This is a genomic window from Microbacterium zouquanmingi, assembly GCF_052266695.1.
GTDB lineage: Bacteria > Actinomycetota > Actinomycetes > Actinomycetales > Microbacteriaceae > Microbacterium.
In genome coordinates, this window is record NZ_JBQPQZ010000002.1 from 457,286 (window position 1) to 483,337 (window position 26,052).

Annotated in this window: 20 protein-coding genes, 4 tRNA genes and 1 pseudogene; 9 read left to right on the forward strand and 16 right to left on the reverse strand. The window is 62.9% G+C overall.

The features are described from left to right. Positions 1 to 30: 30 nt before the first annotated feature. From ACTU6U_RS06380 to pdxS, 8 genes are all read right to left on the reverse strand, one after another. Positions 31 to 432, reverse strand: coding sequence for a preprotein translocase subunit YajC (locus ACTU6U_RS06380; RefSeq protein WP_443468316.1), 402 nt, complete (start codon positions 430 to 432; stop codon positions 31 to 33). Between the two features lie 72 nt (positions 433 to 504). Then, a complete protein-coding gene (gene ruvB / locus ACTU6U_RS06385; protein WP_443468317.1) occupies positions 505 to 1,545 on the reverse strand; it encodes a Holliday junction branch migration DNA helicase RuvB in 1,041 nt (346 codons plus the stop codon). Continuing rightward, on the reverse strand, positions 1,538 to 2,173 hold the full coding sequence (gene ruvA, locus ACTU6U_RS06390; RefSeq protein WP_443468318.1) for a Holliday junction branch migration protein RuvA: 636 nt from the start codon (positions 2,171 to 2,173) through the stop codon (positions 1,538 to 1,540). The genes ruvB and ruvA overlap by 8 nt, the downstream gene beginning before the upstream one ends. Before the next feature lie 18 nt (positions 2,174 to 2,191). Then, positions 2,192 to 2,767, reverse strand: coding sequence for a crossover junction endodeoxyribonuclease RuvC (gene ruvC, locus ACTU6U_RS06395; RefSeq protein WP_443468319.1), 576 nt, complete (start codon positions 2,765 to 2,767; stop codon positions 2,192 to 2,194). A gap of 46 nt (positions 2,768 to 2,813) precedes the next feature. After that, positions 2,814 to 3,581: a YebC/PmpR family DNA-binding transcriptional regulator gene (locus ACTU6U_RS06400; protein WP_443468320.1), complete on the reverse strand. Its 768-nt coding sequence runs from the start codon at positions 3,579 to 3,581 to the stop codon at positions 2,814 to 2,816. A 72-nt stretch (positions 3,582 to 3,653) separates the two neighbouring features. After that, positions 3,654 to 4,526, reverse strand: a complete 873-nt coding sequence (locus ACTU6U_RS06405) for a DUF402 domain-containing protein (RefSeq protein WP_443468321.1) — start codon at positions 4,524 to 4,526, stop codon at positions 3,654 to 3,656. Positions 4,527 to 4,535: 9 nt separating this feature from the next. Next, the gene (pdxT, locus tag ACTU6U_RS06410; protein ID WP_443468322.1) at positions 4,536 to 5,168 is read right to left on the reverse strand and encodes a pyridoxal 5'-phosphate synthase glutaminase subunit PdxT; all 633 of its coding nucleotides are present in this window, start codon (positions 5,166 to 5,168) and stop codon (positions 4,536 to 4,538) included. Continuing rightward, positions 5,119 to 6,018, reverse strand: a complete 900-nt coding sequence (pdxS, locus tag ACTU6U_RS06415; protein ID WP_443468323.1) for a pyridoxal 5'-phosphate synthase lyase subunit PdxS — start codon at positions 6,016 to 6,018, stop codon at positions 5,119 to 5,121. The genes pdxT and pdxS overlap by 50 nt, the downstream gene beginning before the upstream one ends. Positions 6,019 to 6,113: 95 nt before the next feature. Here pdxS and ACTU6U_RS06420 point away from each other — a divergent pair, with 95 nt between their 5' ends. Further along, positions 6,114 to 7,421 (forward strand): aminotransferase class I/II-fold pyridoxal phosphate-dependent enzyme, encoded by a 1,308-nt coding sequence (locus ACTU6U_RS06420; RefSeq protein WP_443468324.1) that lies wholly within the window; start codon positions 6,114 to 6,116, stop codon positions 7,419 to 7,421. Between the two features lie 30 nt (positions 7,422 to 7,451). Beyond that, positions 7,452 to 8,303, forward strand: a complete 852-nt coding sequence (gene pdxY, locus ACTU6U_RS06425; protein ID WP_443468325.1) for a pyridoxal kinase PdxY — start codon at positions 7,452 to 7,454, stop codon at positions 8,301 to 8,303. Here the strand turns inward: pdxY and ACTU6U_RS06430 are convergent. Beyond that, the gene (locus tag ACTU6U_RS06430) at positions 8,281 to 8,841 is read right to left on the reverse strand and encodes an HIT family protein (protein WP_443468326.1); all 561 of its coding nucleotides are present in this window, start codon (positions 8,839 to 8,841) and stop codon (positions 8,281 to 8,283) included. The genes pdxY and ACTU6U_RS06430 overlap by 23 nt on opposite strands. After that, positions 8,838 to 10,775 (reverse strand): threonine--tRNA ligase, encoded by a 1,938-nt coding sequence (gene thrS / locus ACTU6U_RS06435; protein ID WP_443468436.1) that lies wholly within the window; start codon positions 10,773 to 10,775, stop codon positions 8,838 to 8,840. Before thrS ends, ACTU6U_RS06430 begins: the two co-directional genes overlap by 4 nt. Before the next feature lie 191 nt (positions 10,776 to 10,966). On the opposite strand from thrS, the gene ACTU6U_RS06440 reads away from it, so the two are divergent. Further along, entirely contained in the window at positions 10,967 to 11,314 is a 348-nt protein-coding gene (locus ACTU6U_RS06440; RefSeq protein WP_443468327.1) for a hypothetical protein, read from the forward strand. A 737-nt stretch (positions 11,315 to 12,051) separates the two neighbouring features. On the opposite strand, the gene ACTU6U_RS06445 is transcribed toward ACTU6U_RS06440, so the two are convergent. Next, positions 12,052 to 16,005: a helix-turn-helix domain-containing protein gene (locus ACTU6U_RS06445; protein WP_443468328.1), complete on the reverse strand. Its 3,954-nt coding sequence runs from the start codon at positions 16,003 to 16,005 to the stop codon at positions 12,052 to 12,054. Positions 16,006 to 16,120: 115 nt separating this feature from the next. Here ACTU6U_RS06445 and ACTU6U_RS06450 point away from each other — a divergent pair. Both ACTU6U_RS06450 and ACTU6U_RS06455 read left to right on the forward strand, forming a co-directional pair. Continuing rightward, positions 16,121 to 16,258: pseudogene (locus tag ACTU6U_RS06450) on the forward strand (IS3 family transposase); the annotation flags it as partial. 137 nt (positions 16,259 to 16,395) lie between these two features. Further along, entirely contained in the window at positions 16,396 to 18,774 is a 2,379-nt protein-coding gene (locus ACTU6U_RS06455; RefSeq protein ID WP_443468329.1) for a DUF4062 domain-containing protein, read from the forward strand. A 1,191-nt stretch (positions 18,775 to 19,965) separates the two neighbouring features. Here the strand turns inward: ACTU6U_RS06455 and ACTU6U_RS06460 are convergent. The 3 genes from ACTU6U_RS06460 to ACTU6U_RS06470 all read right to left on the reverse strand — a co-directional run bounded on the left by ACTU6U_RS06460 (position 19,966) and on the right by ACTU6U_RS06470 (position 20,259). Further along, positions 19,966 to 20,037 (reverse strand) — tRNA-Val (locus ACTU6U_RS06460). 26 nt (positions 20,038 to 20,063) lie between these two features. Beyond that, positions 20,064 to 20,134, reverse strand: a tRNA-Cys gene (locus ACTU6U_RS06465). 53 nt (positions 20,135 to 20,187) lie between these two features. Next, positions 20,188 to 20,259: transfer RNA gene (locus ACTU6U_RS06470), tRNA-Gly, on the reverse strand. A 152-nt stretch (positions 20,260 to 20,411) separates the two neighbouring features. Here ACTU6U_RS06470 and ACTU6U_RS06475 point away from each other — a divergent pair. Both ACTU6U_RS06475 and ACTU6U_RS06480 read left to right on the forward strand, forming a co-directional pair. After that, positions 20,412 to 20,484: transfer RNA gene (locus ACTU6U_RS06475), tRNA-Val, on the forward strand. A 162-nt stretch (positions 20,485 to 20,646) separates the two neighbouring features. Further along, a complete protein-coding gene (locus ACTU6U_RS06480; protein WP_443468330.1) occupies positions 20,647 to 21,933 on the forward strand; it encodes an Ig-like domain-containing protein in 1,287 nt (428 codons plus the stop codon). A gap of 736 nt (positions 21,934 to 22,669) precedes the next feature. On the opposite strand, the gene ACTU6U_RS06485 is transcribed toward ACTU6U_RS06480, so the two are convergent. Together ACTU6U_RS06485 and ACTU6U_RS06490 are read right to left on the reverse strand one after the other, a co-directional pair. Continuing rightward, entirely contained in the window at positions 22,670 to 23,437 is a 768-nt protein-coding gene (locus ACTU6U_RS06485) for an ABC transporter permease (protein ID WP_443468331.1), read from the reverse strand. Next, entirely contained in the window at positions 23,434 to 24,171 is a 738-nt protein-coding gene (locus tag ACTU6U_RS06490) for an ABC transporter ATP-binding protein (protein ID WP_443468332.1), read from the reverse strand. Before ACTU6U_RS06490 ends, ACTU6U_RS06485 begins: the two co-directional genes overlap by 4 nt. A gap of 112 nt (positions 24,172 to 24,283) precedes the next feature. Here ACTU6U_RS06490 and ACTU6U_RS06495 point away from each other — a divergent pair, with 112 nt between their 5' ends. Both ACTU6U_RS06495 and ACTU6U_RS06500 read left to right on the forward strand, forming a co-directional pair. Continuing rightward, the gene (locus ACTU6U_RS06495; protein WP_443468333.1) at positions 24,284 to 25,378 is read left to right on the forward strand and encodes a sensor histidine kinase; all 1,095 of its coding nucleotides are present in this window, start codon (positions 24,284 to 24,286) and stop codon (positions 25,376 to 25,378) included. After that, on the forward strand, positions 25,375 to 26,019 hold the full coding sequence (locus ACTU6U_RS06500; protein ID WP_443468334.1) for a response regulator: 645 nt from the start codon (positions 25,375 to 25,377) through the stop codon (positions 26,017 to 26,019). Before ACTU6U_RS06495 ends, ACTU6U_RS06500 begins: the two co-directional genes overlap by 4 nt. Positions 26,020 to 26,052 lie beyond the last annotated feature (33 nt).

The window sequence follows — 26,052 nt, forward strand, 5'->3', positions numbered from 1 at the left end:
AGCGAAGAGACTACTACTCGACGATGGCGATCAGTTGCCGTCGGAGTCGCGCTCCAGGCGGGCACGGGTCTGCTCGGGCGTCTCCGGAGTCGAGTCGACCTCGATCTCTTCGATCACGTGGTCGTGAACGTCCGCGTCGGACTCGAAGTCTGCGACAGCATCCTTCGGCTCGACGATGCGGAGGATCGCCTGGCTGTGGACCTCGATGATCGTTCCCGGTGCGATCTCGACGAGTGCGGGCGTGTCGAGGTCATTGGGGTCGTACGCGACGATCGTGCCGTAGAGGCCCCCCTGGAGCAGGACCTTCACGCCGGGAACCGTCTTGGTGGCCTTCTCTTCCTGTTCGGCCTTCAGCGCCTTCTGCCGCTTGCGCGTGTTGAAGAACATGAAGACGAGAAGGACGGCGAGGAGGCCGAAGAGGACGATTTCCATCAGGCAGAGCCTTTCAAAATGTGCACGCCGAGGGTCGGACGTGCCGGGGGTCAGGGGTGAAGTCTTCAGCGATTATAGGTCATCGAGCAATGCGGCGCTTTCGGGATGCGACAGCCCGAGGTGCGCATACGCCTCTGGCATCGCGACCCGCCCGCGCGGGGTGCGGCCGAGGAAGCCGATGCGCACGAGGAAGGGCTCGACCACGCTCTCCACTGTTTCTGCTTCTTCGCCGACGGCGACAGCGAGGGTGCTGAGTCCTACGGGGCCTCCGCGGAAACGGTGCACGAGCGCTTCGAGAACCGCGCGGTCCAAACGGTCCAATCCGATCGGGTCGACGTCGTAGAGCTCGAGCGCCGCGTTGACATCACCGAGCGTCGCGCCACCGCGTTCGCCATGGACGAGCGCGTAGTCGCGCACTCGACGCAGAAGCCGATTGGCGATGCGTGGGGTGCCCCGCGAACGGCGAGCGATCTCATGACGCGCGTCGACCGGCACGCCCACATCGAGCACGAGCGATGATCTCTCGATCACCTTCTCGAGGTCGGCATCGTCATAGAACTCCAGATGTCCGGTGAAACCGAACCTGTCGCGCAGAGGGTTGGGGAGCAGCCCTGACCGTGTCGTCGCACCGACGAGCGTGAAGGGAGCCAGATCAAGCGGAATGCTGGTGGCCCCTGCCCCCTTACCGACCATGATGTCGATGCGGAAGTCTTCCATCGCCAGGTAGAGCATCTCCTCGGCGGAGCGCGCCATGCGATGGATTTCGTCGATGAAGAGCACCTCACCGGGAACGAGGCTCGACAGCAGCGCAGCGAGGTCGCCGGCGTGCTGAATCGCCGGCCCGCTCGAGAGACGGAGCGGACGTTCGCTCTCGTGGGCGACGATCATTGCGAGCGTGGTCTTGCCGAGCCCGGGAGGTCCTGCAAGCAGGATGTGGTCAGGAGGACGATTCTGGATGCGCGCAGCATCCAGGAGCAGCTGAAGCTGACCGCGGACCTTGGGCTGCCCGACGAACTCGCCGAGGCTCTCCGGGCGGAGCGCGCCTTCGATTGCCAGCTCGGTCTCGTCGACCGGCTCAGCGGGATCGCGGCCCTCGAAGTGCTCCTCAGCCACGTGCGCCACCGGCCTTCGCCGGGCCCAGAGCCGCGAGCGCCTGCCGCAGCAGCGCAGACACTGATGCGCGGTCAGCGTCGCTCGCGGCTTCTGCGGTCTCTGCGGCGGCCTCGATCGCGACCTTCTCTGACCAGCCCAGACCGATCAGTGCGGCGGTCACCTGAGTGACGACCACATCGCCTGCGGGCGCTGCGCGTCCCGCGGCCGCGGCAGGAGGCTGAAGCTTGCCTGCGAGCTGCACGACGATCAGCTTCGCAGTCTTGGGGCCGATCCCCGACACCCGACGGAACGGAGCGTCGTCGTCATCTGCGACGGCAGCGGCGATCTGATCGACCGTGAGATGTCCGAGTACGCCGAGGGCCGACTTGGGGCCGACTCCGGTCACGCTCAGCAGCTGCGTGAACACTTCCAGCTCGAGAGGCTCGGCGAATCCATACAGACTCAGGGCATCCTCACGCACGATGAGATTTGTATAGAGCCGCAGCTTCTCGCCGACGCGCGCTGTGTGTGCGACGTCGCCAGGTACAGAGACGAAGAAGCCCACTCCTCCGACATCGATCACGACATGGTCAGCGCCGGTGGGCGGCACCCCCGTGGACAGAACCGTGCCGTGGAGCGAGGAGATCATTGCTCCAGCCTACGATCTTCATCGTATGTATGTTCGAGCGACACGCTCGGCGTCCGCCCACGCCCGCTGTGCGGGCGTCAGCGACTCAGGCGCACCAGCGGTGGCCCCACCGCGCCGCCACGCATGACACAGTGCGATCGCAAGGGCGTCAGCCGCATCAGCCGGCTGAGGCGGCTCATCCAGTCGCAGAATACGGGCGATCATTGCCTGCACCTGCTTCTTATCCGCCGAGCCGTAACCAGTCACCGCAGCCTTCACTTCACTCGGTGTATGGGTCGCGGCGGGCAACCCCGCTTCGGCAGCGATCAAGAGAGCGACGCCGCTGGCCTGGGCGGTACCCATCACGGTGTGGCTGTTGTGCTGGGCGAAGACGCGCTCCACGGCGACAGCATCCGGTTTGTGTTCACCGAGGACATCGCGGATTCCCGCGGCGACCGCCGCCAATCGCTCTCCAATGGGAGCGTCCGGCGGAGTGCGAATGACGCCGACGTGCACCAGAGTCCCGCGTCGCGAGCGGTCGACATCGACGATGCCGACACCGCACCGGGTAAGGCCGGGGTCGATCCCGAGCACGCGCAGAGAAGAAGCCGCCACTCCCCCAGGCTATGCGTGGGGGAGGTGACGGCTCGGCAGGCTCGCCTCAGTCTTCTTCTTCGTCGTCCTCGAGTTCGGCCTGCACCTCTGGGGTGAGGTCCAAGTTGCTGTAGACGTTCTGCACGTCTTCGCTGTCTTCAAGGGCATCGATGAGACGGAACACCTTGCGGGCAGTCGCTGCGTCCACCTCGACCTTGACGTTCGGCACGAACTCCACGTCGGCGGATTCATAGTCGATCCCCGCATCCTGCAGAGCAGTGCGGACGGTCACCAGGTCAGTGGCCTCGGTGATGACCCCGTAGTCGTCGCCGTGCGGCTCGATCTCTTCAGCACCGGCCTCGAGTACGGCCTCCATCACGTCGTCTTCGGTGGTTCCCTCGGAACCGACCACAATGACGCCCTTGCGCTCGAAGTTGTACGCGACGCTGCCTGGATCAGCGAGTGTGCCGCCGTTGCGGGTCAGGGCCGTCCGAACCTCTGCGGCTGCGCGGTTCTTGTTGTCGGTCAGACACTCGATCATGAGGGCGACACCGTTGGGTCCGTAGCCTTCGTACATGATCGAGAGGTACTCGACAGCCTCGCCGCCGATACCGGCACCGCGCTTCACTGCGCGATCGATGTTGTCCTTCGGGACCGACATCTTCTTCGCTTTGAAGACGGCGTCGTAGAGCGTCGGGTTGCCCGCCATATCGGCGCCGCCGAGCTTCGCCGCTACTTCGATGTTCTTGATGAGCTTGGCCCACGACTTCGCGCGCCTCGAATCGATGACGGCCTTCTTGTGCTTCGTCGTCGCCCACTTGGAATGCCCGGACATATATCTCCGCTCGTCTCGCGCTTTTAGCGCCCTCATTCTACGCGGTTCCTGGCAATGGTTCCGCGCGAGTGCTCAGCCCCCGAGGCTGTTCGGGCCTGATCGGCGCCTCGCGGACTCGATCAGGGGCGTGGGAGGCAGAGCGACAGGCACATCCATTTCGGCATCGGGCGTCCAATGCGCCCAATCCTCGTCAAGGGGCCACGCGCCATCCACGATGAAATCGTGACCGGCGTGATCGGCGAGCACGCGCACCGCCTCGGCCTGCTCCGCGGTGAAGCGCCCTTGTCTAACGACAGCTTCGAGCTCATCGGCGTCTTTCAGCCAGACGTCCTCGGACCCGACGTGTTCCGCATCGATCCAGATGTCGAGAACGAGGTCATTCGAGAAGACGCTCGAGGTCTCGCCCGTCCCGCGCCGGTGCGGGAGCTCGAGGTTGACGTACACGCCGGCCGGGGAGCCGTCCGCACGCCGGAAGAACCACACTGACCACGGTTTGCCGGTCGGCGCGACACGGACGACCCCCTGTCCGGTCCATGTCTTCTCGCGCATCACCCAGGGCTCGAGGAAACGCTCATCCAAGGGAACATCCCGATGACGCCTGCCATCGGCTGGGCCCGGCTCGAGACGCGAAGATCCCGGGGGAATCCAGATGACGAGTCCCCGCTCGTCGTCCCGGATCACCCGCACTGCCTCGATGTGGCGGCCGTACCGCCAGAGAATCGACTGGCCGGGCACGTACCGAGGAGCATCTGCATCCGACGAGAGGACAGCTTCTTCGAACGCAGGATCCTCATGCGCGTGGGCTTGCTTCTCCAGCAGGGCGACGGCCTCATCCAGTGGCTTCTCGGTCGAAGCGATCGATCGCCAGCCGTTAGCTCGACGGCCGATCAGGGTGACGGTGCCACCGCTCTCTGAGACATCCGTGGATCCGATCGGCAATCGCATCCCGCCACGCTACCGCGATGTCACCGAGGCCAAGAGCCTTTCGTGGAAGCGGGTCTCGCCGGTGATCTCCGGATGAAAACTGATCCCGATGAGGGCCCCCTGTTCCACGGCGACGACGCGACCATCCGGCAGCGCGGCGAGTGTCGTGACGCCGGGACCCACCGCCGTGATCGCCGGCCCCCGGATGAAGGCTGCCCGGACGGGTTCTCCGCCGAGCACTGGCACGACCAAGACGACCTCGAAGGATTCCGTCTGGCGCCCGAACGCGTTGCGCTGCACTGTGGCATCGAGTCCGCCGAAGGTCTGCTGCCCCTCCGCCGCGTCGGTCAGGGCATCTGCGAGCATGATGAGCCCTGCGCAGGTGCCGAGCATCGGCATCCCGTCTCTGATCGCCTGACGGATCGGTTCCTGCAGGCCGAAGGAACGCGAGAGCTTGTCGATGACCGTCGACTCGCCACCGGGAATCACCAGCGCGTCGACCTCAGCGAGTTCGGATGGACGCCGCACGCGCAGCGTATCGGCTCCGAGCCCCTGCAGGACGTTCTCGTGCTCGAGCACGTCGCCCTGCAGGGACAGGATGCCGATGCGTGGGTTACCAACCACGCTCGGCGAGGCGGTGCGGCGCGGGAAGGTCGGAGACATTGATGCCGACCATCGCCTCACCGAGGCCACGCGAGACTTCGGCGATGACCTTCGCGTCGTCGTAGAAGGTCGTCGCCTTCACGATCGCCTTAGCGCGCTCAGCGGGGTTTCCCGACTTGAAGATGCCGGAGCCGACGAAGACACCGTCGGCGCCGAGCTGCATCATCATCGCGGCATCCGCTGGGGTGGCAACGCCACCTGCGACGAAGAGTACGACCGGCAGCTTTCCTGTCTCTGCGATCTCCGCCACGAGCTCGTAGGGTGCCTGCAGTTCCTTGGCTGCGACATACAGCTCATCTTTCGGAAGAGCCGCGAGAGCGGCGATCTCGCCACGGATCTTGCGGATGTGCTTCATCGCTTCAGACACGTCGCCGGTGCCGGCTTCGCCCTTGGAGCGGATCATCGCCGCCCCTTCGTTGATGCGGCGCAGTGCTTCGCCGAGGTTGGTCGCACCGCACACGAAGGGAACGGTGAAGTCGTACTTGTCGATGTGATTCACATAATCGGCGGGCGAGAGGACCTCCGACTCGTCGATGTAGTCCACACCGAGTTCCTGAAGCACCTGCGCCTCGACGAAGTGTCCGATGCGGGCCTTCGCCATGACCGGAATCGAAACGGTACTGATGATGCTGTCGATCATGTCCGGGTCGCTCATGCGAGAGACGCCGCCTTGGGCACGAATATCGGCAGGAACGCGCTCGAGCGCCATGACCGCAACTGCGCCGGCATCTTCGGCGATCTTCGCCTGCTCCGCGGTGACGACGTCCATGATGACACCGCCCTTGAGCATCTCGGCGAGTCCGCGCTTGACGCGTACCGATCCGGTGGTGGAATTCTCGTCTGCGACCATGGTGGATCCTTCCGTGCATCCAAAGCTGTGTTTGATCTATGCCAAAAGATAGCACTCTCTTCGGGCATCGTAGACTCAGATGTCAGGAGGCGTCATTGAACCAGCAGATCACCGGCCGAACCGCCGCTGAGATCGCCGGCAGCGTGCGCGAACTCCGCGAACGAGGTGTCTTCTCCCCCGGTACCCTGCTGCCGCCAGTGCGAGAGCTCGCGGCGCTCCTCGGGGTCAATCGGAATACCACGGTGGCGGCGTACCGACAGCTCGCCCAAGCGGGCATCGTGGTCAGTCGCGGCCGCGCCGGAACGATGATCGTCGAGCACGATGCCGTCGCCCAGGAGGGTTACGCCGCGAACACCGTGCTCCGTGACATCGGCACGGGAAACCCCGACCCCGCTCTCATCCCTGATCCCTCCGCGGTGCTGGCCGGCGTGGTGGGAAGGCCCGTGCTCTACGGGGAACCCGTCATCGATCCCGCTCTTGAGACATGGGCGCGCGAGTGGATCGCGCCAGACCTGGCGGCATCCGACTTTCGCATCACCGTCACGAGCGGAGCGGTCGACGCCGTCGAACGCCTGCTCGCTCAGGCGCTCATGCGCGATGACGCGGTGGCGCTCGAAGATCCGTGCTTCCTCGCCAGCATCCACACGGTCAGACTCGGCGGCTATCGCGCCGTGCCGGTGCCCGTCGACGACGAGGGCATGACTGTCGATGGCCTCCGCGAGGCATTGGACGCGGGAGTCCGTGCGATCATCTCCACCCCACGCGCGCAGAACCCGACCGGGGCGAGTCTGTCCCCCGCGCGTGCTGCCGCTCTCCGGGAACTGCTTGCGCAGCATCCTTATGTCTTGATCATCGAAGACGATCACTTCTCGATGCTGTCCGAGCAGCGATACGAGAGCCTGGTCGGCCCCGACCACCAGCGCTTCGCGCTTCTGAGATCGGTGTCGAAATTCCTCGGCCCTGATATGTGCCTCGCGATCGCCGCCACGGATGCGGAGACCGCAGAGCGTCTCTCCATGCGATTGAGCCCTGGAACCACGTGGGTGAGTCACCTGTTGCAGCGGCTCGCGCTGGGGATGCTGACCGATGAAGACGCGCACGCACGAATCCGTGCAGCCGGAGCACACTACGCGGAACGCAATCGCGTGTTCGCAGGGCGACTGCGCGAACATGGCATCGATGCCGAGTACACCGACGGAATGAATCTCTGGGTGCGCTTTCCGAAGCCCGCGCGCACGGTCAGGGAACAGCTCATGCGCCGTGGCTGGCTGGCACGAACCGGGGACGAGTTCCTCCTCGACGACAACGCCGATCCCTCGCACCATCTGCGACTCACCGTGCATGACCTGAGCGATGACGACGCAGAGCAGCTCGTCGCAGACATCGCTGTCGCAGTGCGCTGAGAGAGGCGTCGACAGTGAGAAGATCGAGGGATGAAGATCCTCTCGATCCAGTCTGCCGTCGCCTACGGACATGTCGGCAACTCCGCCGCAGTGTTCCCGCTGCAGCGCATCGGCGTCGATGTGCTGCCGGTTTACACGGTGAATTTCTCGAACCACACCGGGTACGGCGCATGGCGCGGCCCGCTTATCGACCCGAAGGACGTCCGTGACGTCATCATCGGCATCGAAGAGCGCGAGGTCTTCCCGCAGGTCGACGCAATCCTGTCGGGATACCAGGGCGGCGAGGGTATCGGTGAGGTCATCATCGACGCCGTTGCGCGCGTGAAAGCGGCAAACCCCAACGCTCTGTACGCCTGCGATCCGGTGATGGGAAATGCAAAATCCGGATGCTTCGTCGCGCCCGCCATCCCGGAACTGCTGCGCGAGAAGGTCGTGCCGGTCGCCGACATCATCACGCCGAACCAGTTCGAACTGGGCTTCCTCACGCGCACAGAGCCCGACACGCTGGAGTCGACCCTGGAATCCGTCGCCCTCGCCCGCGCGATGGGTCCCCGCACCGTGCTGGTCACGAGCGTGGAGCGGCCAGACCGCGAAGAGGGCACGATCGAGATGCTCGCCGTCGATGACGCAGGTGCGTGGATCGTGCAGACGCCGTTCTTGCCGATGAAGGCGAACGGTTCCGGTGATGTGACGGCGGCGCTGTTCACCGCTCACTACGTATCGACCAGAAGCGCGCAGACAGCACTGGAGCGCACCGCTTCGAGTGTGTTTGACCTGCTCCAGCTCACGCTGGATTCAGGTGAGCGCGAACTCCAGCTCATCGAGGCCCAGGAATCCTACGCGCACCCGAAGATGCAGTTCAGCGCGCGTCAGGTGCGCTGAACGGCCACGCGTTCGCGATGGCCTCCCGCACTTCGCCAAGAAGCTGCGGGAGCGCTTTCGTCTTGGCGATGATCGGGAAGAAGTTCGCGTCGGACTTCCACCTGGGCACGATGTGCTGGTGAAGGTGCGCGTCGACACCAGCGCCGGCCACAGCGCCCTGATTCATGCCGAGGTTGAAACCGTCGCAGTTCGAGACCTCGCGCAGCACGCGCATCCCGATCTGGGTCAGCTCTCCGATTTCCGCCACTTCTTCTGGCGTCGCCTGGTCGTAGGTTGCGACGTGGCGATACGGGCACACCAGCATGTGCCCTGAGTTGTACGGGAAGAGGTTGAGCAGCACGTAGGCCGTCTTTCCTCGTGCGACGATGAGACGCTCAGCGTCAGGATGCTTCGGAGCCTCACAGAACGGGCACTCTTCGCGCAGTGGCTCCGGGCCGGCTTGGATGTATGCCATCCGGTGCGGGGTCCACAGGCGCTGGAACTCGTCGGGGACACCGGCGAGATGCCCGGCATCCTCCACGGCGTCCCCGGTCGTCACGCGAGATCTCCCACAGTGTGGACGAGCGCGTGAGACGTGATGGCGGCACGAATGCGCTCAACAGCATCTGCGATCGGAACGCCGTTCTCCTGAGTGCCATCGCGGAAGCGGAAGGAGACTGTGCCGGCTTCACGGTCTTTCTCCCCCGCGATCAGGATCAGCGGAACCTTGCCGGTGGTGTGGTTGCGGATCTTCTTCTGCATCCGGTCGTCCGAGTGATCGACCTCTGCGCGCACGTCGTGCGAGCGCAGTTGCGCGACGATCCCGTCGAGGTACTCGCCGAATTGCTCGGCGACGGGCACGCCAACGACCTGCACGGGAGCGAGCCACACCGGGAAGTCACCGGCGTAGTGCTCGAGCAGGATCGCGAAGAAGCGCTCGACCGAGCCGAGCAGAGCACGGTGGATCATGACCGGCTGGTGCTTCTGTCCGTCCGCGCCGGTGTACTCGAGCTCGAATCGCTCCGGCTGGTTGAAATCGAGCTGAATCGTCGACATCTGCCAGGTGCGCCCGATCGCGTCGCGCGCCTGCACAGAGATCTTCGGTCCGTAGAACGCGGCTCCCCCAGGGTCGTCGACGAGCTCAAGACCGGATGCGACGGCGACCTCGCGCAGCGTGGCGATAGCAGAGCTCCACTGCTCCGGCTCGCCGAGGAACTTGTCGTTACCCTCCTCGTTCGTGGACAGCTCGAGGTAGAAATCATTCAGACCGTAGTCGCGAAGAAGAGCCAGCACGAGGTTGAGGTTCGTGGTCAGCTCTTCGTGCACCTGGTCCTGTGCGACGTAGATGTGCGCGTCATCCTGCGTGAGACCGCGCACACGAGTGAGGCCAGAGAGCGTTCCGCTCTTCTCGTAGCGATAGACAGTTCCGAACTCGGCCAGGCGCAGGGGCAGCTCGCGGTAGGAGCGTCCACGTGCGCGGTAGATGAGGTTGTGGAACGGGCAGTTCATCGGCTTCAGGTAGTAGTCCTGACCCTGACGGGTGATGTTGCCGTCTTCGTCGGTGACCTCGTCGAGGTGCATCGGAGGGAACATTCCGTCGGCGTAGGTCTGCAGGTGACCTGAAGTCTGGAACAGATCCTTCTTCGTGATGTGCGGCGAGTTAACGACCTCGTAGCCGTTGCGCAGCAGGTGGCGACGCAGATTCTCTTCGATCTCGTAGCGGATGATCCCGCCCTTGGGATGGAAGACCGCAAGTCCGGAGCCGATCTCGTCGGGGAAGGAGAACAGGTCCATCTCGACACCGAGTTTGCGGTGATCACGGCGCTCCGCTTCAGCGAGGCGGTCCTTATAGGCCTTTAGCTCTTCCTTGGTGGGCCACGCCGTGCCGTAGATGCGCTGGAGCTGCGGGTTCTTTTCGCTGCCACGCCAATAGGCGGCAGCGATACGGGTGAGATCCCAGCCGTTGCCGATCATGCGAGTGCTGGGCAGGTGAGGGCCGCGGCAGAGGTCCTTCCAGGCGACCTCGCCGTCCTTGGTGGTGTTGTCATAGATCGTCAGGTCACCGGCGCCGACCTCGACAGAGGCGCCCTCTGCGGCGTTCGCTCCGGAGCCTGGGCCACCGGCGAGGTCGATCAGCTCGAGCTTGAACGGCTCGTCGGCGAGTTCTGCGCGCGCCTCTTCTTCAGTGACGACCCGGCGCACGAAGCGCTGACCCTCGCGGATGATCCGCTGCATCTCTTTGGAGATCGCCTTGAGGTCCTCGGGCGTGAACGGGGTGTCAACACCGAAGTCGTAGTAGAAGCCATCGGTCACGGGCGGGCCGATGCCGAGGTTCGCTTGCGGGTTGATACGCTGCACCGCCTGCGCGAGCACGTGGGCTGCGGAGTGGCGCAGGATCGCGAGTCCGTCTTCGCTCTCGATCGTCACCGGAGTGACCTCGTCTGTCTCGGCGACGGTGGTCGCGAGATCCTTCAGTTCGCCGTTCACGCGCATCGCGACGACGGATCGGTCAGAGAACAGGGCGAAGCCGTCGCGGGGCGCGGCGTTCTGCTCGTCGATTTCAGGCACAGGTCACTCCATCTGGGTCACCTTCTAGGCTACTCGTCTCGCAAGCCTCACCAGACGACCAGATCACGAAGAAGAGGACACTGGAGTTCCGTACGCGCAACTGAGATCCTGACGCCATGCGTGAGTTGACGACGGATGACCTGGGACTGCTGCTGTCTGTGTTCGCGGTGCTGCTGATCGCTTTCGGCATCGACTTCCACTTCTCGACGAAAGGTGTGGCAAAGCACCGCCGGGCGACCTGGTTCTTCGGGATCGTGACGCTCGTCGGTGAGGTGATGACGGCGCTTGCACTCGTGCTCACCTGGGTCGCGTTGTGGAGTCCTGCCGCGTGGGAGGCGATCGACAACCTGCTCGTGTTCATCCCCGGAACCATCGCGATCATCTGTGCGGTCATTCTCACGGTGGACAAGATCACCGTGCGCCTCGAGCGGTTGCGCAGGTCAGCGACTATGCCGAAAGCGTAGGCTGAGAGCATGCTGATCGGTACCGTCCGCACTCATGAGTAACCGGGGCCTTCTCCCGATTCGACTCCCCCACCGAGATCGAAGCGGAAGACTTGGATGCCCTCATCGGGTACGTTCCGGAAGGTTGGCAGCTGCCGTCAGTGAGGAAGGCATGAATCAGCTGCTCACACGGACTTCCGGCGAGGCGCCAAGGAACGAGAAAACCCCCGGCTTACCGGGGGTTTAATTCTGTGCGCGATACTGGGATCGAACCACTCCTGGCCCTACTCCGGATACCCGCGGAAAGACGAGTTTCGCCCGGAATAATGCGGAAGTTAGCGGAACTCGTCGTCGCGAGAATCTTCAGGAATCTGCCGCGAACTGCGTCCACAGCCCCACGCAGGTCCCACGGGAATATGTGTCCTCTGGTATTCACGGATAGGCAGCGGATGCATCTGCAGAGTAAGACTAGACACTCCAGAGCAGTCACACGAATAGATCCACACTCCATCCCAGGCCCATCGGCGTCATGTTCAAGAGTGCTCAACCACCCGGCAGGGGAACGTCGCGCTGAGCAAGAGTTGGCGTTGGCGGCGGAAGCGCTCCACGTGGCCCACGTAGTTGATAATGCCGTGGGCGACTGTGCAGGGCCGGTAGTCATGTATCGGACATCCCAGCATCAGCCACCCACCAAGTCGCGCCAGATTGGCGGCGCATTTCGGACGATGTTCCGACCTGCGCAGGCGCTGACTTCGCGCTCATGCTCCGTCGGCGTCCCACTTCGCCTCGGCATCGGCGCGCTGAGCCTCACGCTCGTATGAACGGGCCACTGCCTTGAGGGCGCGGTTCGAGCGTCGCCAATCGCGGCACTCCTCGGCGCGAGCCTGGAAACGCACGGAGAGTTCCCTCTCCTGTTCCCCTCCCTCATAGATGCCTTTGGTCCAAGTGCGGCGAGCGTCCAAGATTCCCCTGTAGAACCCTGTCTCCATGTCCTGAGAGCCGAACGTTTCCAGCACCTCGCGCACGGGGATCGCTGGCCACCCCTCGGAAGCTTCATTTGCTCCGTACGCCAGAACTGAACCCAGCATCTCATCCCCTACTTGCGCTCGATCGCGTTCCGAAAAGAGCGATCGGCATTCGATGATCCACTCCTTCAACACTTCCGCGTCCGGAACCCACGTCGTGCCATCGGTACCGGGGAGCTGTTTCCAATCGCGGAGCACGCGCCATGCGAGAGCTACGGCCGCTGGATCCTTTGACTCTTCCTTGGCCCTACTCGCGGGTCGAGTGGAGAGGCATACCAGCCCGACGAACTCTGACGGGTTCGTTCGAAGCACGCGATACAGCGCAGTGGGCTGGTGGGCGGTCTGGCCGAGCAGGGGGTAGAAGAGAAACTCGTATCGTGCCAGTTGATCGTCGGCGACACCGTTGCTCGCGAGGAAGTCCAGCGCCGACCCAATCCGGTGCGAACCTCTGATCTCCTCTGCGGAGTTGCCGCTGAGGATCTCGTCTAGTGCCGCGATCGCCTCAGTAGGCCCCATCTCGGTCGACTCCGCTTGCTCTCCCCGAATAACCGCGAGATCGAACAAGAGGAGCGCGCTAACCGGACGATGACGGTGAATGAGTTCTTGGAACGCCCTTAGCCGATCCCCTTCATTGATGCTCCACGGATTCACGGACCTCCAGTAACCATCTACGAGATCCTCAGCGATTCGCTCAAACATCGCCCAGGTGGACGGATTTGGCTCCGGGGTGAGCGCCAATGCCAGACGGTCCTCGGGTGCGTCCTGGAGTTCTCGAAGCTTTGCCTCGATCCAGGCCCGGCCGCCGTCTGTCTGGGATCGGCCGGAGAAGTACGACTGTGCAGCTTGTCGACGTGGCTGTCCTTCCGCCAGCAGCCAGCCGAGGGCCCATGCATCGAACTCATCGTTGGACAGTCCAGCGAATGTGATCCCTACCGCGTGAGGATTGTCGACCTTATCGATCAGACGCTCGAGCTCCGCGCGCCCCATCTGAGCGATCTCTGCCACCGCGTCCCGTTGCTTGTTCGGCCACTCGGCCATCGCCGCCGGATCTTCCGAGTCCAAGCCCGCGCGGCCAGCGTCCCACCCGAACAGCGGCGCATAAGTGGACGCCTTGCCCGGATCAGGAAGCTCCGCGAGGATGCGCTGTAGCCTCTCCAGGTTGTCGTCGGGCAGCGCCCAGTGAGCATCTGCATACTCGGTGTGACGCAAGATCTCAGTGTTCAGCGAGTCCCACAACAGCAGAGCAGTCGGAGAAGCGGGCTCCGACGCGGAAACTGCGCTGAGCATTGCCTCCGTCGCTTCGTCATAGTCGCGAGGGTGAAGGTCGTCGAGCACGGCGACAACGTCCGCCCAGCGGCCGAGGTCGTTCCCAGCGAGCGCAATCATTGCCCGCATCAACTCGCTTGCGAAGGCTCCCCACTCGGCGACAGTGACCTCCGAGGACTCCGGACCCCAATCACGGTACTTTGGAGCGCTGGGATGCATCGAAACCTCGTTCGAACTCGGGATCAGACGTAGCATCAGACGCCATGCGAGCTCCGGCCGTCGGTCAACGAGACGCTCAATCGCCGCCATCTTCGCCTTGCTGCCGGCGTCCGTGTACTGGACCCACGGGAGGAGCATGTTCACGAGGCTTCGAAACGCGGTGTTGCCGGAGCTGTCCGGGCCCTGGTCGTAGTCCGTCAGTTGCGCTAGAGCAGTCGTCGCGCTCGCGAAGTACTCGGCTGATCGCGCAAGCACCTCCAGCGCCCACAAGAGGTGTACATGAGGCGACGCGGGAGCAAGAAAGTCAGACTGCCGGTCTGCGACCGGGAACAGGCTCCCGAGGTTGGGCGATTCGCTTCCCAGGTCATCCAAGACCGCGTCGAGGACAATGTCGGGAGCCGCTTCTGCCAGAGTTGGCAGAATATGCGCAATGCGCTTCCACCCTGAAGCCCCGGCCTTCGCAGCGCGCGACAACACGCGACTGACTACTTGTTCGGCCCATTCTGACCCTCGGCGGCCCGCGACTTCCCTTTCCACAAGTGCCATCAACGCCACACCACCTGCGAGCCCCTCCTCGAGTTCCCGCGAATGGGGCCGCTTCTGCCCGCGCAACTGCGCAGCAAGTCGTTCGGCGGTGTCAGGGATATCCAACGGATCCACTTCGAAGAGCGCTTCTTCCACATGCTTCGCCCAGTCGCCCATGTCCGAACTCGTCAACGACGGGAAGAACGAAAGGGAAGCTTCAACAGGCGCTGCCACGCGCCAAGCGTCGCCCGCCCGCACGAACACGGGGTCATCCCCCTGGGACAGTGCCACCACCAAGGACTCAATCTTCGGCCAGTCCACACCCACTAGCCGCTCCAGGAGGACATGGTCTCCGTCACCCGCGGACCATTGGCCAGCGAGCGCCAGTCGCGCAACCGTTGTCCTGTCGTGCCGATGCGAGTCCGGGAGTGCGGACTGAGCACGCGGGTCGAGCGCGAAGGCACGAAAGAATGCCTTCGGGCTCCGGCGGTAGAGCGCCGCCATCTTCTCCGCCTCTGGCGTTGCCATGCCTGCTTCCTGGAGAGTCCGTGACGTCTCACTCCGCCCGGGTAGAGCCAGCGCGACCACGTCGGCACCCGGCCGGAGAGCGGTTCCGTTGTGCGCGAGCAGGACGACAAGATGTCCTCGGTCGGCAGCCGCGGCAACTGACGGCTCTCGGAACGTAGGTATCAGGAGGTGAGGAACGCTGTACTCAGACAGTCGCGCCCATGCCTCGTCGCTCTCTACGACAATCGCAGACGGCCGATCCTCCCACGCGTGAAGGGCAGCATAGGTCACAGCGAGCGCTTCGTCAGTGGACCGGCCATGAATCGTGAGCACCTTGCGTGGGTTAGTCGACCTCAGAAAACTCTCGAGTCGATCGCGCACATGCTCCTGATTGGCCGAGAACAAGGACTCGGGCATCGAGAACAGCGTTGACGTCCGAAACTCGTCCCACCACCGCTCAATCGTCTGCACGTCGCGCGGATGGCGTCCAAGGAGCTCCGACAGCCAAATGTGGGCGGAAGGTGTCTTCTGCAGCCACCCCTCAAGGTCGTCAGCGTCGAGCGCTGACACACTGAGGAATTTGCCCTCAGCAGATTTGCTGTCCACCCAGGCGCCTTTTCCGGACCACCGCCTCGTCGTAACGAAGACGAAGTGAGTCTGCAGGCGCTCTTCCTCGTCGAGCGACAAGCGGTTCTGATAGTCACTTTCCGCCTTGGATGCGACCTTCTGATCGGTACCGAGTTCGAAGCGCAGGCGGCCAACCGGAAGATAACTGGCCTGCTGTCCTTCGGATATCGCAACGCCATCCCACCCACGAAGGGCAACGCCATCGCCGGCCCGCGCCGATACCTGCGTGACGCCTGGGGTCGCGTCGAGCAGACGACGGAGCATCTCCGGTGCCTTCTCTTGCGCAAGCCTGCCTCCCCAGGCATCGAGATCGTTCGCCGTTACTCGCTCCGGCTCAACTTCCCGAGCTCGCGCCACGACTGATGAGACCTCCTCTCCACGATCTGCGGCGATTCGGTCGATGTCCTCCGCCCGAAACTTCAGTCGCTTTGAGCCAGGGATGTTGGCCGGTGGCAGCCGGCCGTCCTTAGCCATGTTCCGCACAGTGTTCTCATGCAGGCCCAACCGTCTTGCTGCCTCTCCGACGCCGATCAGCTCATCCATATCTCCTTTTTACACAATGGGGGCAGCAATTGTAGATTTTGTAGACACGGGCCCAGACTCGCTTTTACCCACTCACGGTTTCGCGGACGCCCCCCGGGCACACGGTTCGGCGTGCCGCGAGGAACTGCGGATCGCAATCAGGACCTGGATCGAGCGGCCCTATCACCGCAGGCGCAGGCAGGCTCGCCTGGGCCGTTTGACGCCCATTGAGTTCGAAACCATCATGAACACCGACCTGGTCCTCGCGGCCTAACCAGAACTGTCACCAGTTCCTACATCAGACCCCATTTAGTGCTCCGCCGCGCGGCGGGTCCGTGGCACGAATGCTGGACCCTCTTGTAGCGTCAGACGTCGGAGGGCTTGGTGCGTATGGAACAAACGGCAAAGGTCATGAACCTCTTCATCGCGTCGTCGGGCAACCTCGATGAAGAGCGTGATGCGGTAGAGCAAGCGGCGAACGCGATCAACGCAAACCTGGCGACCATACACGAGACCGTTCTCGTCACTCACCGATATGAGCAGTTGGTAGGAGCCGCAGGCAATGCTCAGCAGCAGATCAACGGACGCGCCGACACAAGCGACTTCTTCATTGGAATTCTCCATCGTTGGTGGGGAAACCCGACCGGCAACGGCTTTGATTCCGGTTTCTTCGAGGAGTTCACTCGCGCGCTAGACCGATGGAAGGCGGGACAAAGACCTCGAATAGCTCTCTTCTTCAAGGATGTCGAGCGCGAGAGCCTCAGCGACCCCGGTGCTCAGCTAGCTAAGGTGTTGCAGTTTCAAAAAGAGATCCGAGACAATCACACTGCCTTCTATAACCAGTTCAGTAACGCGGACGAGTTGGGCAAGCTGGTAACCCAGATGCTCGCTACCGATCTTGCAGAGCACGCCAGGGTAACTGCGCTTCGTAGCGAAACGGGCGCGGTCGCTACTGATCCCCCTGAAGTCGAAGCCCACCCTTCAGCCGAGCCGATCAACGATCAATTGGCTCGTGTGTTTCAGACCTTCAGTGATGTCCTCGGTGGGCGCGAGGTCAAGAGCTCCCTCGACGCCGACCGTCTGGAGTTCTTTTCAATATCGCTTTCGAAAGACGACGATGACCTACCGGTCCATTTGGTCAATCGAATGTTTGCGCGACGCGATGAACTTGTTCTCTGGGAGGGTGAGCGCGTCACCTGGCTGAAGGCTTACCTACAAGACGTGGGGCGCGCAGCTACGGATGCTGACAGGGTGATGCCGTACGTGACCGCAGGCGGAGGAGTAGAGCGTCTACGCGCCGATCTGGAGACGTATGCGCGGAGCTATTTGCGTTCCGAGGATTCCAATCTTCGGGACGGCACTGCGCGCACCCTTGCCGCGCTTCGGCTCCGACCCTCAGATCTGTGGAGCATGGACAGCGACACGCCGGAGGGTCAGGCCGCAGTCCAGGATCTCTGGCAGCACTTCGGCTCTGGTACTTCGCGCGAGTTGGCGTTGGATTACTGGCTGAAGGTTCGAAAGCGAAGCGACCGCAAGCTCGCGAAGGTGCTATCCCAAGCCCCCGACAAAGGCCTTGCGGAGCTTGGCAGCGCGCTCTGCGGCTTGCTCGCCCGACGTCCGCGAATCGAAGAGTTGGCGGGGGCGATGCCGTCAGCAACGACGTGGCCCGCTGTAGATGAGTTGTTCGAGCGAGGCGCAGTGGCTGAAATGGCCACAGGGCAGTTAACGAGTATTTTGGAGCGCGGCTACCTTCCCGAGGGTCTCCGCACGAAGGCACTGTCGGAACTGGTGGAGCGGGACAGCGTGCCTGAATCACTTCTTAGAAAGGCCCTGGAGAAGCGGTCGTCCGCGGTCTTTGTTCGAACGGGATGGCTGGCGACAGTCGAGGAACTTCTGTTCAACCGTGCTCCGAAACCGCATCTCACGCTGATGCTGTTGGGCCTCGCTGACTCCCAGTTGTCGGGTGAGGCGATGCCTGACATCGACCAGAATCAGATGCTGAGAGCCTTCGCGATCCTCGCTCGTCATGATTCGAGGTTCTCCAATCTGCTCGACAAGCTTCTCCAGGTTGGGACGTTTGGCACTGAATACATGGAGGCAAAGTATTCGCGCCACTGGGGCACCAAACAGTTGCTCGACGAGGCCAAGGCCGTCCTGTCGCGCGCACCTGGGCCGGTGACTAGCTACATCAACGGACTCAGAGACGTTGGGATGAAAGAGTCAACGGTTTCGTTCGTCGAGGAGACCTTCGTCATCGACGCACTCGACTACCTGGCCAGCGTGAACGACTCCGGTGTTCGTCGGTTTGCTAGAGAGCGCCTGCGGGTGATCGCAGAAGATGGTAAAGCGATGTATCAGTATCGCGCGCTGGAAAGCCTCGCCCACGTGGCATCAGATGACGACCTGGACCTACTCCTAGGTCGTGGACTATCCATGACGGACCAACGCCCTTCCAGATACCTGACCCAAACCGCGAAGCGGTTGTCGGTGACCCGTCTGCGCAAGGAACTCAGGTCGGAAAATACCGACCTCGCCACCGCATGCCTGGCTGTACTCATCGAGAGGGGCAAAATGCTTAGCGATTCGCTCCTGACTCGTCTCCTGCGGTCGCCGGGGAACGAATTGCGTCTGAAGGCGCTCGATCAACTGCTGCGTTCGGCAACCGCTCCGTCCCCAAGTGATCTGTTGACGAGCTACACGAAGGGAAAAGACTTCCACTACTACAACGTGGTTGTCGAGATGGATCGAAGGTTGGCCGGGGTTCCGAGTAGCGAGCTAGGCAGGCCCTGACTAGCCGTCGGCGGCGTCATACTCTGCCTTCAGAGCCGCTCGTGGTTCGTTCGGGCAAAACACGGACTGCGCGAACGAAGGCAGTAGTTCCGCTGGCCGGCATCGCTGTCCTCGTCGCGATGCTTGCGGGGTGCACAGCGGCTCCCGACGATGCAGAGCCGGTGACCACGGCTCCAGAACCGACGGCGGTCATCGAGCCCCCTGCGGACGTCGATGACCGGACCAACCTAGCCGCAGACCTGCAATGGCATGTCTTAGGTGTGCGGATACGACAACGGTTGCACAAGGAGAGAGAGACCCTTCAGGATCTTGGCGCACGTGATTTCGCGCGCGGCGAAGTAACCGTCGATGAGAACGACACTCCCGTGACGTATACCGTCGAGCCGGGACTAAGAGAGTCCACCGACACTCGCGCCGCGCTACAGTCCAAAGATTGGTGCACAACATCGGCGAGACGTCCGTCCGGCTCAATAAAGGAAGTCCGTGACTGAGAAGCCGCGGGGCTCCTCGGCGTCGACGCTGCGATCGAGATCAACGGGCGTTCGGAGGTTCGAACGGGGTCCTCGTTCACGATCTGCCGCCGATAGCGGCGAACGTCGTCCTCGTAGTGGATCTCGCCGTGCGCGACGTCACAGCCGGTGTTCCCCAGGCACATCCCGCGAGTCTTGCCTGCCGCCCAGGCTTGATACCCGGCGACGTATGGGTTCAAGACGTCGGCGAGCTGGTTCTCCGTGTAGCCCAGGACACATGCTGGCTCAGGGAAGGTCACAGTCACATCCTCCCAGCTTGCGCGAGCATCCGACGTACCGCGGGGCGCGTGCGGCGCTTCCCGCCCGAGCCTCACGGCGGGCTCGCATTGGCCGCAGCCGCGCGCGAACCATTATCCGTTAGCATCGGAGCTCAAAATCTGGGGAGAAACTGGTTCAGCCAGTCCTCCGGCACTGAGCCTATGAGGAATGAGGAATGAGGGATGGATGGAGCTTCAATGCATTACTGGGATAGACCCTGCAGCCACACCAAATCGCGGCCCGTTGCGCCCACGAACACCGTGGAAACACGCGAGATTTCGCGGCCAGCACATCGGCGATGATTCCCCGCACGCCGAAACGATGCCCCACGCAGGCCCCACGGAGCGCTACTTTCGCGCGTCCCGACACAAGAAAACCCCTGATGATCAGGGGTTTTCATCTGTGCGCGATACTGGGATCGAACCAGTGACCTCTTCCGTGTCAGGGAAGCGCGCTACCGCTGCGCCAATCGCGCCCGTTGGGGCTGTTCAGTTTTCGGTGAGGTGGCGACGGGATTCGAACCCGTGTAAACGGCTTTGCAGGCCGGTGCCTAGCCGCTCGGCCACGCCACCGTGTGGATTGACCCCACGTGCTGTGAGCCTCTCAACGAGACTCTCTGCACTCGAGCGGATGACGAGATTCGAACTCGCGACCCTCACCTTGGCAAGGTGATGCGCTACCACTGCGCTACATCCGCATTTCGTGTTCCGGCGTCCCGGGCACTTGTAAAACAATAGCCGACGATTCCCGCGTCGCAAAACTCAATACGGATCTCGCGCGTGTCCGCCCGAATGGTCTAAAACCGATGAGACCGTCCGGTAGTATCGATTCCTGACCCCACGGGGTCTTGGGCGATTGGCGCAGCTGGTAGCGCGCTTCCTTCACACGGAAGAGGTCGTGGGTTCAAGTCCCGCATCGCCCACCCAATGTTCGATGTTTAAATTCGCGACATCCGCAGGTTTGACGTCCTCTCCCGCACGCGGCCTGGCCTCGTAGGCCAGTGCTGCGGCGTGGAGGTTCGGATCAAGAAGCGAATCGAACGGTTCACCGGGTTCGCCCCCAATGCACATTAAAATCGAGCATTATGCGTCGATCATTTTTGAGCGCGAGCGCCGTCGTTGCACTCGCCGCTGGTGCCCTGTTCATCAGCACTCCCGCCTACGCGGATCCCATCTCTTACCAATTCAAATACACCGTCACTAACGAAGGCCCGAGCACCGTCGCCTGGCCCAGTGGCGGCGACTGCTCAACGGAGGCGGCTTGGGATGGCGGTGGACGTCGTGCGATCACCTCGGTGGCCGTCGTGAGTGCAACCGGTCTGTACACCTTCCGTGACTTAAAGAGTCCGGTGGATGGGCGATTCATAATATTTGAAGGAGCCTTCGACCGAAATGACGTCAGTAACTGTGTTGCGGAGGTTGACGACTTCGGGCTGGTGAATCTCGAAGCTGACGTGGAGTACACGATGGTGCTCGCTGCGTTCGGGGGCCAATCGGGCACTGTGAGCTACCACGCCTCGGGCCCCGGAATTTTTGGCACCGCCACCACCCTCTTAGGTGCCACCACCGTGCTCACCGCCAGCAGTGGCACGGTCGCTGCGGGAGACCCTGTTGACCTGACTGCAACGGTTGCACGCCCGGGGTTTACGGCGAACTTCGAGGGCAATGTCGAATTCTTCGATGGTGCTACCAGCCTCGGGGAGGTTCCGGTGTCCGCGACGGGCCAGGCTGCCCTCCCTAACGTGGCCTTGACCAGCGGATCCCACCAGATCACCGCCCACTATGCGGGCAACACTTGGGTTTTACCATCGATATCAGCGCCTGTGACTGTCGAAGTAGAACCACCAGTAGCGGCGACCACGACGGTCGTGACTGCAGCCAACGCGTCTGTGGAAGCCGGCACTGAGGTGTCCTTCAACGCCGAGGTGACGGGGGCGACGCCCACCGGCACGGTCGAGTTCTTCGCCGATGGCATCTCACTGGGCAGCGCAACCACAACCGCCAGCGCCTCGGCCACAACGGCGAGCGCGACCCTCACCACCGCCTCGCTCGCGGTCGGTACTCACTCGATCACCGCAGCCTACGGAGGAGATTTCAACAACGCAGCATCGACGTCGCTCGCTGCGCTGACATTGACGGTGACCGCGGTGCCGGATCCTGAGCCGGCACCAACACCCGATCCGGCACCTGCGCCTGTGCCGGTGACCCCGGTCGTCAAGCCGGATCCTGCGAAGAATGACACCTCTGCCAAGCAACTTGCGGCTACCGGGGCAGAGTTGCCGCTTGGGCTCCTCAGCGGAGGGCTGACGATTGCGGCGGGCGCGACACTGCTGTTCGCCAGGCAGCGAGCGCGGCGCACGCGTCAGGCGTAGGGCACCGCAGCCTGATCAGCGGGTGTTTGGTGAGCGGGTGTTTGGGCCGCAAGTACCCGGCTCGTACGCAATAACCTCGTATGTTTTTCAGTATTCAGTCCTGGAATTCGCATCGGCACCGCGGCTCGAGCTTTCGCCACCGGACCCTGTGTATCGCCTCTCCCCGTGCCCCGACGGCGTGACCCCCGCCCCTCAACGCCCCTGAGAACACGGTGAATCAGGGTTCTCGATGCCGGATGCTTGTTTGAGAATCGCTTGGGAAGGTCCACCCAATGTTGGATGTTCAAACTTGCGACGTCCGCAGGTTTGACATCCTCCCCCACACACAGCCTGGCCTCAGAGGTCAGCGCTGCGGTGTGGAGGTTCGGATCGAGGAGCGAATCGTGCATGCCACCGGCTAGCGCGAGGCAGTCTTCCAGGTGCGCTTTGGCCTGGTCATACTCGATCTGACCGGCGTCGATCTGCGCGTCTGGCGATGCGGTCCTGTTCTTCTTTGAGCAGGTCCAGATTCCTCGACTATTTTCAACGTGGATGTGACCTCAGGGTTGTGTACAGGACTTCAGACGCTCAGGTGCCATTCGTCGTCTGCACTACGTCCAGGACTATGTGATTGACCGGGTCGTCGACTTCGGACACTGACATACCCTCTTACCGCCCTAGGGTTTCGAGAGCGGATAATTATGAGGCACTCGGGCGGAGCGCTACACGGGTTCAGGCAGTCGGTGCCGGAACACTCTTATTCCCAGCGGAAGAAGAGTGCCGCAGTGCCGGTGCCGAGGAGGACCGCTACGCCGAGGCTGATCAGTGTGAGCGGGTCAACCGCGACTCCGGCCCACGCGGCCCCCAGTGCGTCCACGGCGGCGCCGACCGGCAACCAGCCTCCGATGTCGGCGATCACCGGAGGGAGCACGTCGCGCCCACCGAACATCCCGCCGAACGCCCCGATGCCAAGGAAGGCCACCAGGCCGATGGCGACCGCCGAGTTGGGGGTCGGGGCGAGAGCGGCGACGACCATACCGACGCCATACATCGCAGCCATAATCAGGGCGAGAACACCGAGTGTCACGCCGATGTTCACGGGGAGGTTCGCACCGAAGAAGACCACGGCAACGAGGAAGGCCAGCGTGATCCCGATGGCCGCTTGCACGATACTCACGACGGCTTGTGCGAAGAGCACCATGAAGGGGGATGCTGGTGTTACTCCCAGTCGCCGCAGGATTCCGGAGCGGCGGTAGTAGGCGAGGTAGCTGGGCATGTTGATGATGCTGATCGCAGCCATGACCATGACGAACACGAGCGGCATGACGTACAGGTCCAGGGCGGTGAGACCGTTAACGATCACTTCGACTCCCGCCGCCGAGGCGCTGGTCAACATGATTAGGAGGGGTAGCCCGAGCGGAACGATCAATCCGGCCGTATCCCGCATAACCATCTTCGCCTCGCAGCCGATGAGCGTCAGTAACGACCGCAGTCCAGGACGTCGATCTTCAACCACAGTGGTCATTCCATCTCCTCCAGCTCTCGGCCAGTGAGGGCCACGAACGCGTCGTCAAGGCTTTCGGTACCTGCGTGCGCAACGAGACCGCGCGGAGTGTCGAGCGCGACCACACGGCCACCATCGATCAGTGCGACGTGGTCGCACAGGCGCTCGACCTCCTCCATTGCATGACTGACCAGCAGGATCGATACGCCTTCCTCCTGGAGCCGTTCGACCGTTCCCCACATGCGCCTGCGCGCCTTGGGGTCCAGCCCCGTCGTGAGCTCGTCGAGGATCACGACCCGAGGGCGTCCAGCGAGGGCGAGGGCGATCGAGAGACGCTGCTGCTGCCCGCCGGATAGTTTCTCGAAGCTGACTCGCGCCTGCTCTTGGAGATCGACCATCTCCAGCAGCTCCGCCGCTGGTCGTGGGGTCGGGTAGAAGCTCCGGTAGAGATCAATGAGCTCCGAAGTACGCAACGCGTTGTGCAGGTGAGCGTGCTGCAGCTGGACACCGAGGAGCTGGCGGACGCGAGCACGGTCAGAACGGGGATCCAGCCCGAGAATTCGCACCGTGCCCTGATCGGGCTTGCGCAACCCGGCCAGAATCTCCACGGTCGTCGTCTTGCCCGCTCCGTTCGTTCCCAGAATGCCGAAAGTCTCACCCTGCTCAACACGCAGACTCACATCCGCGACGGCGACCTTTCCCTGGTAACTCTTTGCCAATCGCTCGGCGAGAATCGCTGGTTCGCTATCAGTCATGCTCCAACGCTAAGAAACCACCACGCGATCGCGCATGTGCCAGAAGTCACCACCAGCGCCCGTGACTTCTGGCAGGGGCAGGCAGTACCCTGCCGCCGATATCCTGAAAAACATGCGTCGACTGGGAACCGAAGGATGGGCGGGCCTCGTAATGGTCGCCGCGGCGCTCGGAGTTTCTTCCCCCGCACTTTTCGGGGCTGCCGACACGAGCATCCCTCGCCCGGTCTGGGCGGGCGTCCTCGTGATGTTCGGCGTGGGAGTGCTCTGCGCCGTGATGGCCAATTCAGTGCTTCGATTCATCGGGTACGGCGCTGGCGTCGTCGCAGCTTGGGTCCTGGTAATCACGGCCGACATGGGGCTCGTGCTCATCCTTCTGGTAGTTACCGCGGCGATCAGTGTCTACATCGTGCCGTTGTGGGGCGGGCTGCTCGTCGTTGCTCTGAACACCGTCGCGGTCGGGGTCACGTACTCCCAAAAGGAGCAACCGCTGCTCGACGTCATCATGATGATCGGCTTCTACCTACTGATCCAGCTCGCCAGCCTTTTCAGCTCCGCAACGCTGGTTCGAGAACAGCAACTCCGCGCACAGCTAACCGTCGCGCATGTCGAGTTGCAAGTGGCAAGCGTCCTGCTCTCGGAATCCGCTCGAACCGCCGAGCGACTGCGAATCTCCCGCGACCTGCACGACCTCATCGGGCACCAGCTCACCGCGCTCACCCTGCAGCTCGAAACCGCAAGACACGTGGACGGAGCTGCCGTTCGCAGCCACATCGACAATGCCGACATGGTCGCACGCGAGTTGCTCCGTGACGTGCGTGCCACGGTGACCCAGCTTCGCGCGCACGCGCCAGACCTTTCGAAGGAACTAGGACGGATCGGTGACGGCATTCCCGGGCTCACTGTCACGGTCCACGTTGCCGATGGCGTTCGGGCTGACGAGCATGCGAGCACCGCTTTCGTGCGCGCGACGCAGGAGGTGATCACCAACGCCGTTCGTCACGCCGACGCGAAAGAGATCTGGATCGAGATCACATCCGACGACCGGTACACAACCTTCGTCGCACACGACGATGGACATGGCACGGCGAAGCCTGTGCTTGGCAACGGCCTGCGGGGCCTCAGGGAACGCTTCGGGGAACTCGGCGGCACCTTTGAGATCGACGGGTCCTCCGGGTTTCGCGTCACCGCACGGGTAGCGCATCCATGACGCGGGTGGTGGTCGTCGATGACCAGACGCTCGTGCGGCAAGGCATCCGAAGTCTGCTCGCGGTCGCCGGGATCGACGTCATCGGCGAAGCCGAAGACGGACGTATCGCAGTCGAACTGATTCAGTCCACCGAACCGGACGTGGTGCTACTAGATGTGCGAATGCCTCGGTTCGACGGTCTCTGGACGCTGCGTCGCCTCCGTGAACTGCAATCCACAGTCGCTGTTCTCGTGCTGACCACTTTCGGCGACGATGACGTCATTCTCGACGCGATCCAAGCGGGCGCACGCGGGTACATCCTCAAGGACGTCACCCTCGACCAGCTCACGCACGCGGTGACCACTCTCGCTGCCGGCAACACACTGATCTCGCCTGCGATCACCGAACGCGTAATTCGCGCCGTCCGCTCAGGGGGCGTCCTCCCTGACCGCGATGCGCTTCCTGCTCAGGAGCTCACCGACCGCGAGATCGAAGTTCTCCGTCTCGTCGCTCAGGGGTACGGAAATCGTCAGATCGCCGACGCACTGTTCCTCGCTGAGGGCACCGTCAAGAACCACCTCTCCTCAATCCTGACAAAACTCGGAACCCGAGACAGAACCAATGCCGTCCTCAAAGCGATCCAAAGCGGAATCCTCGCCTGACGCAAAGCCACGACAACCAATTTGTCCAGTGAC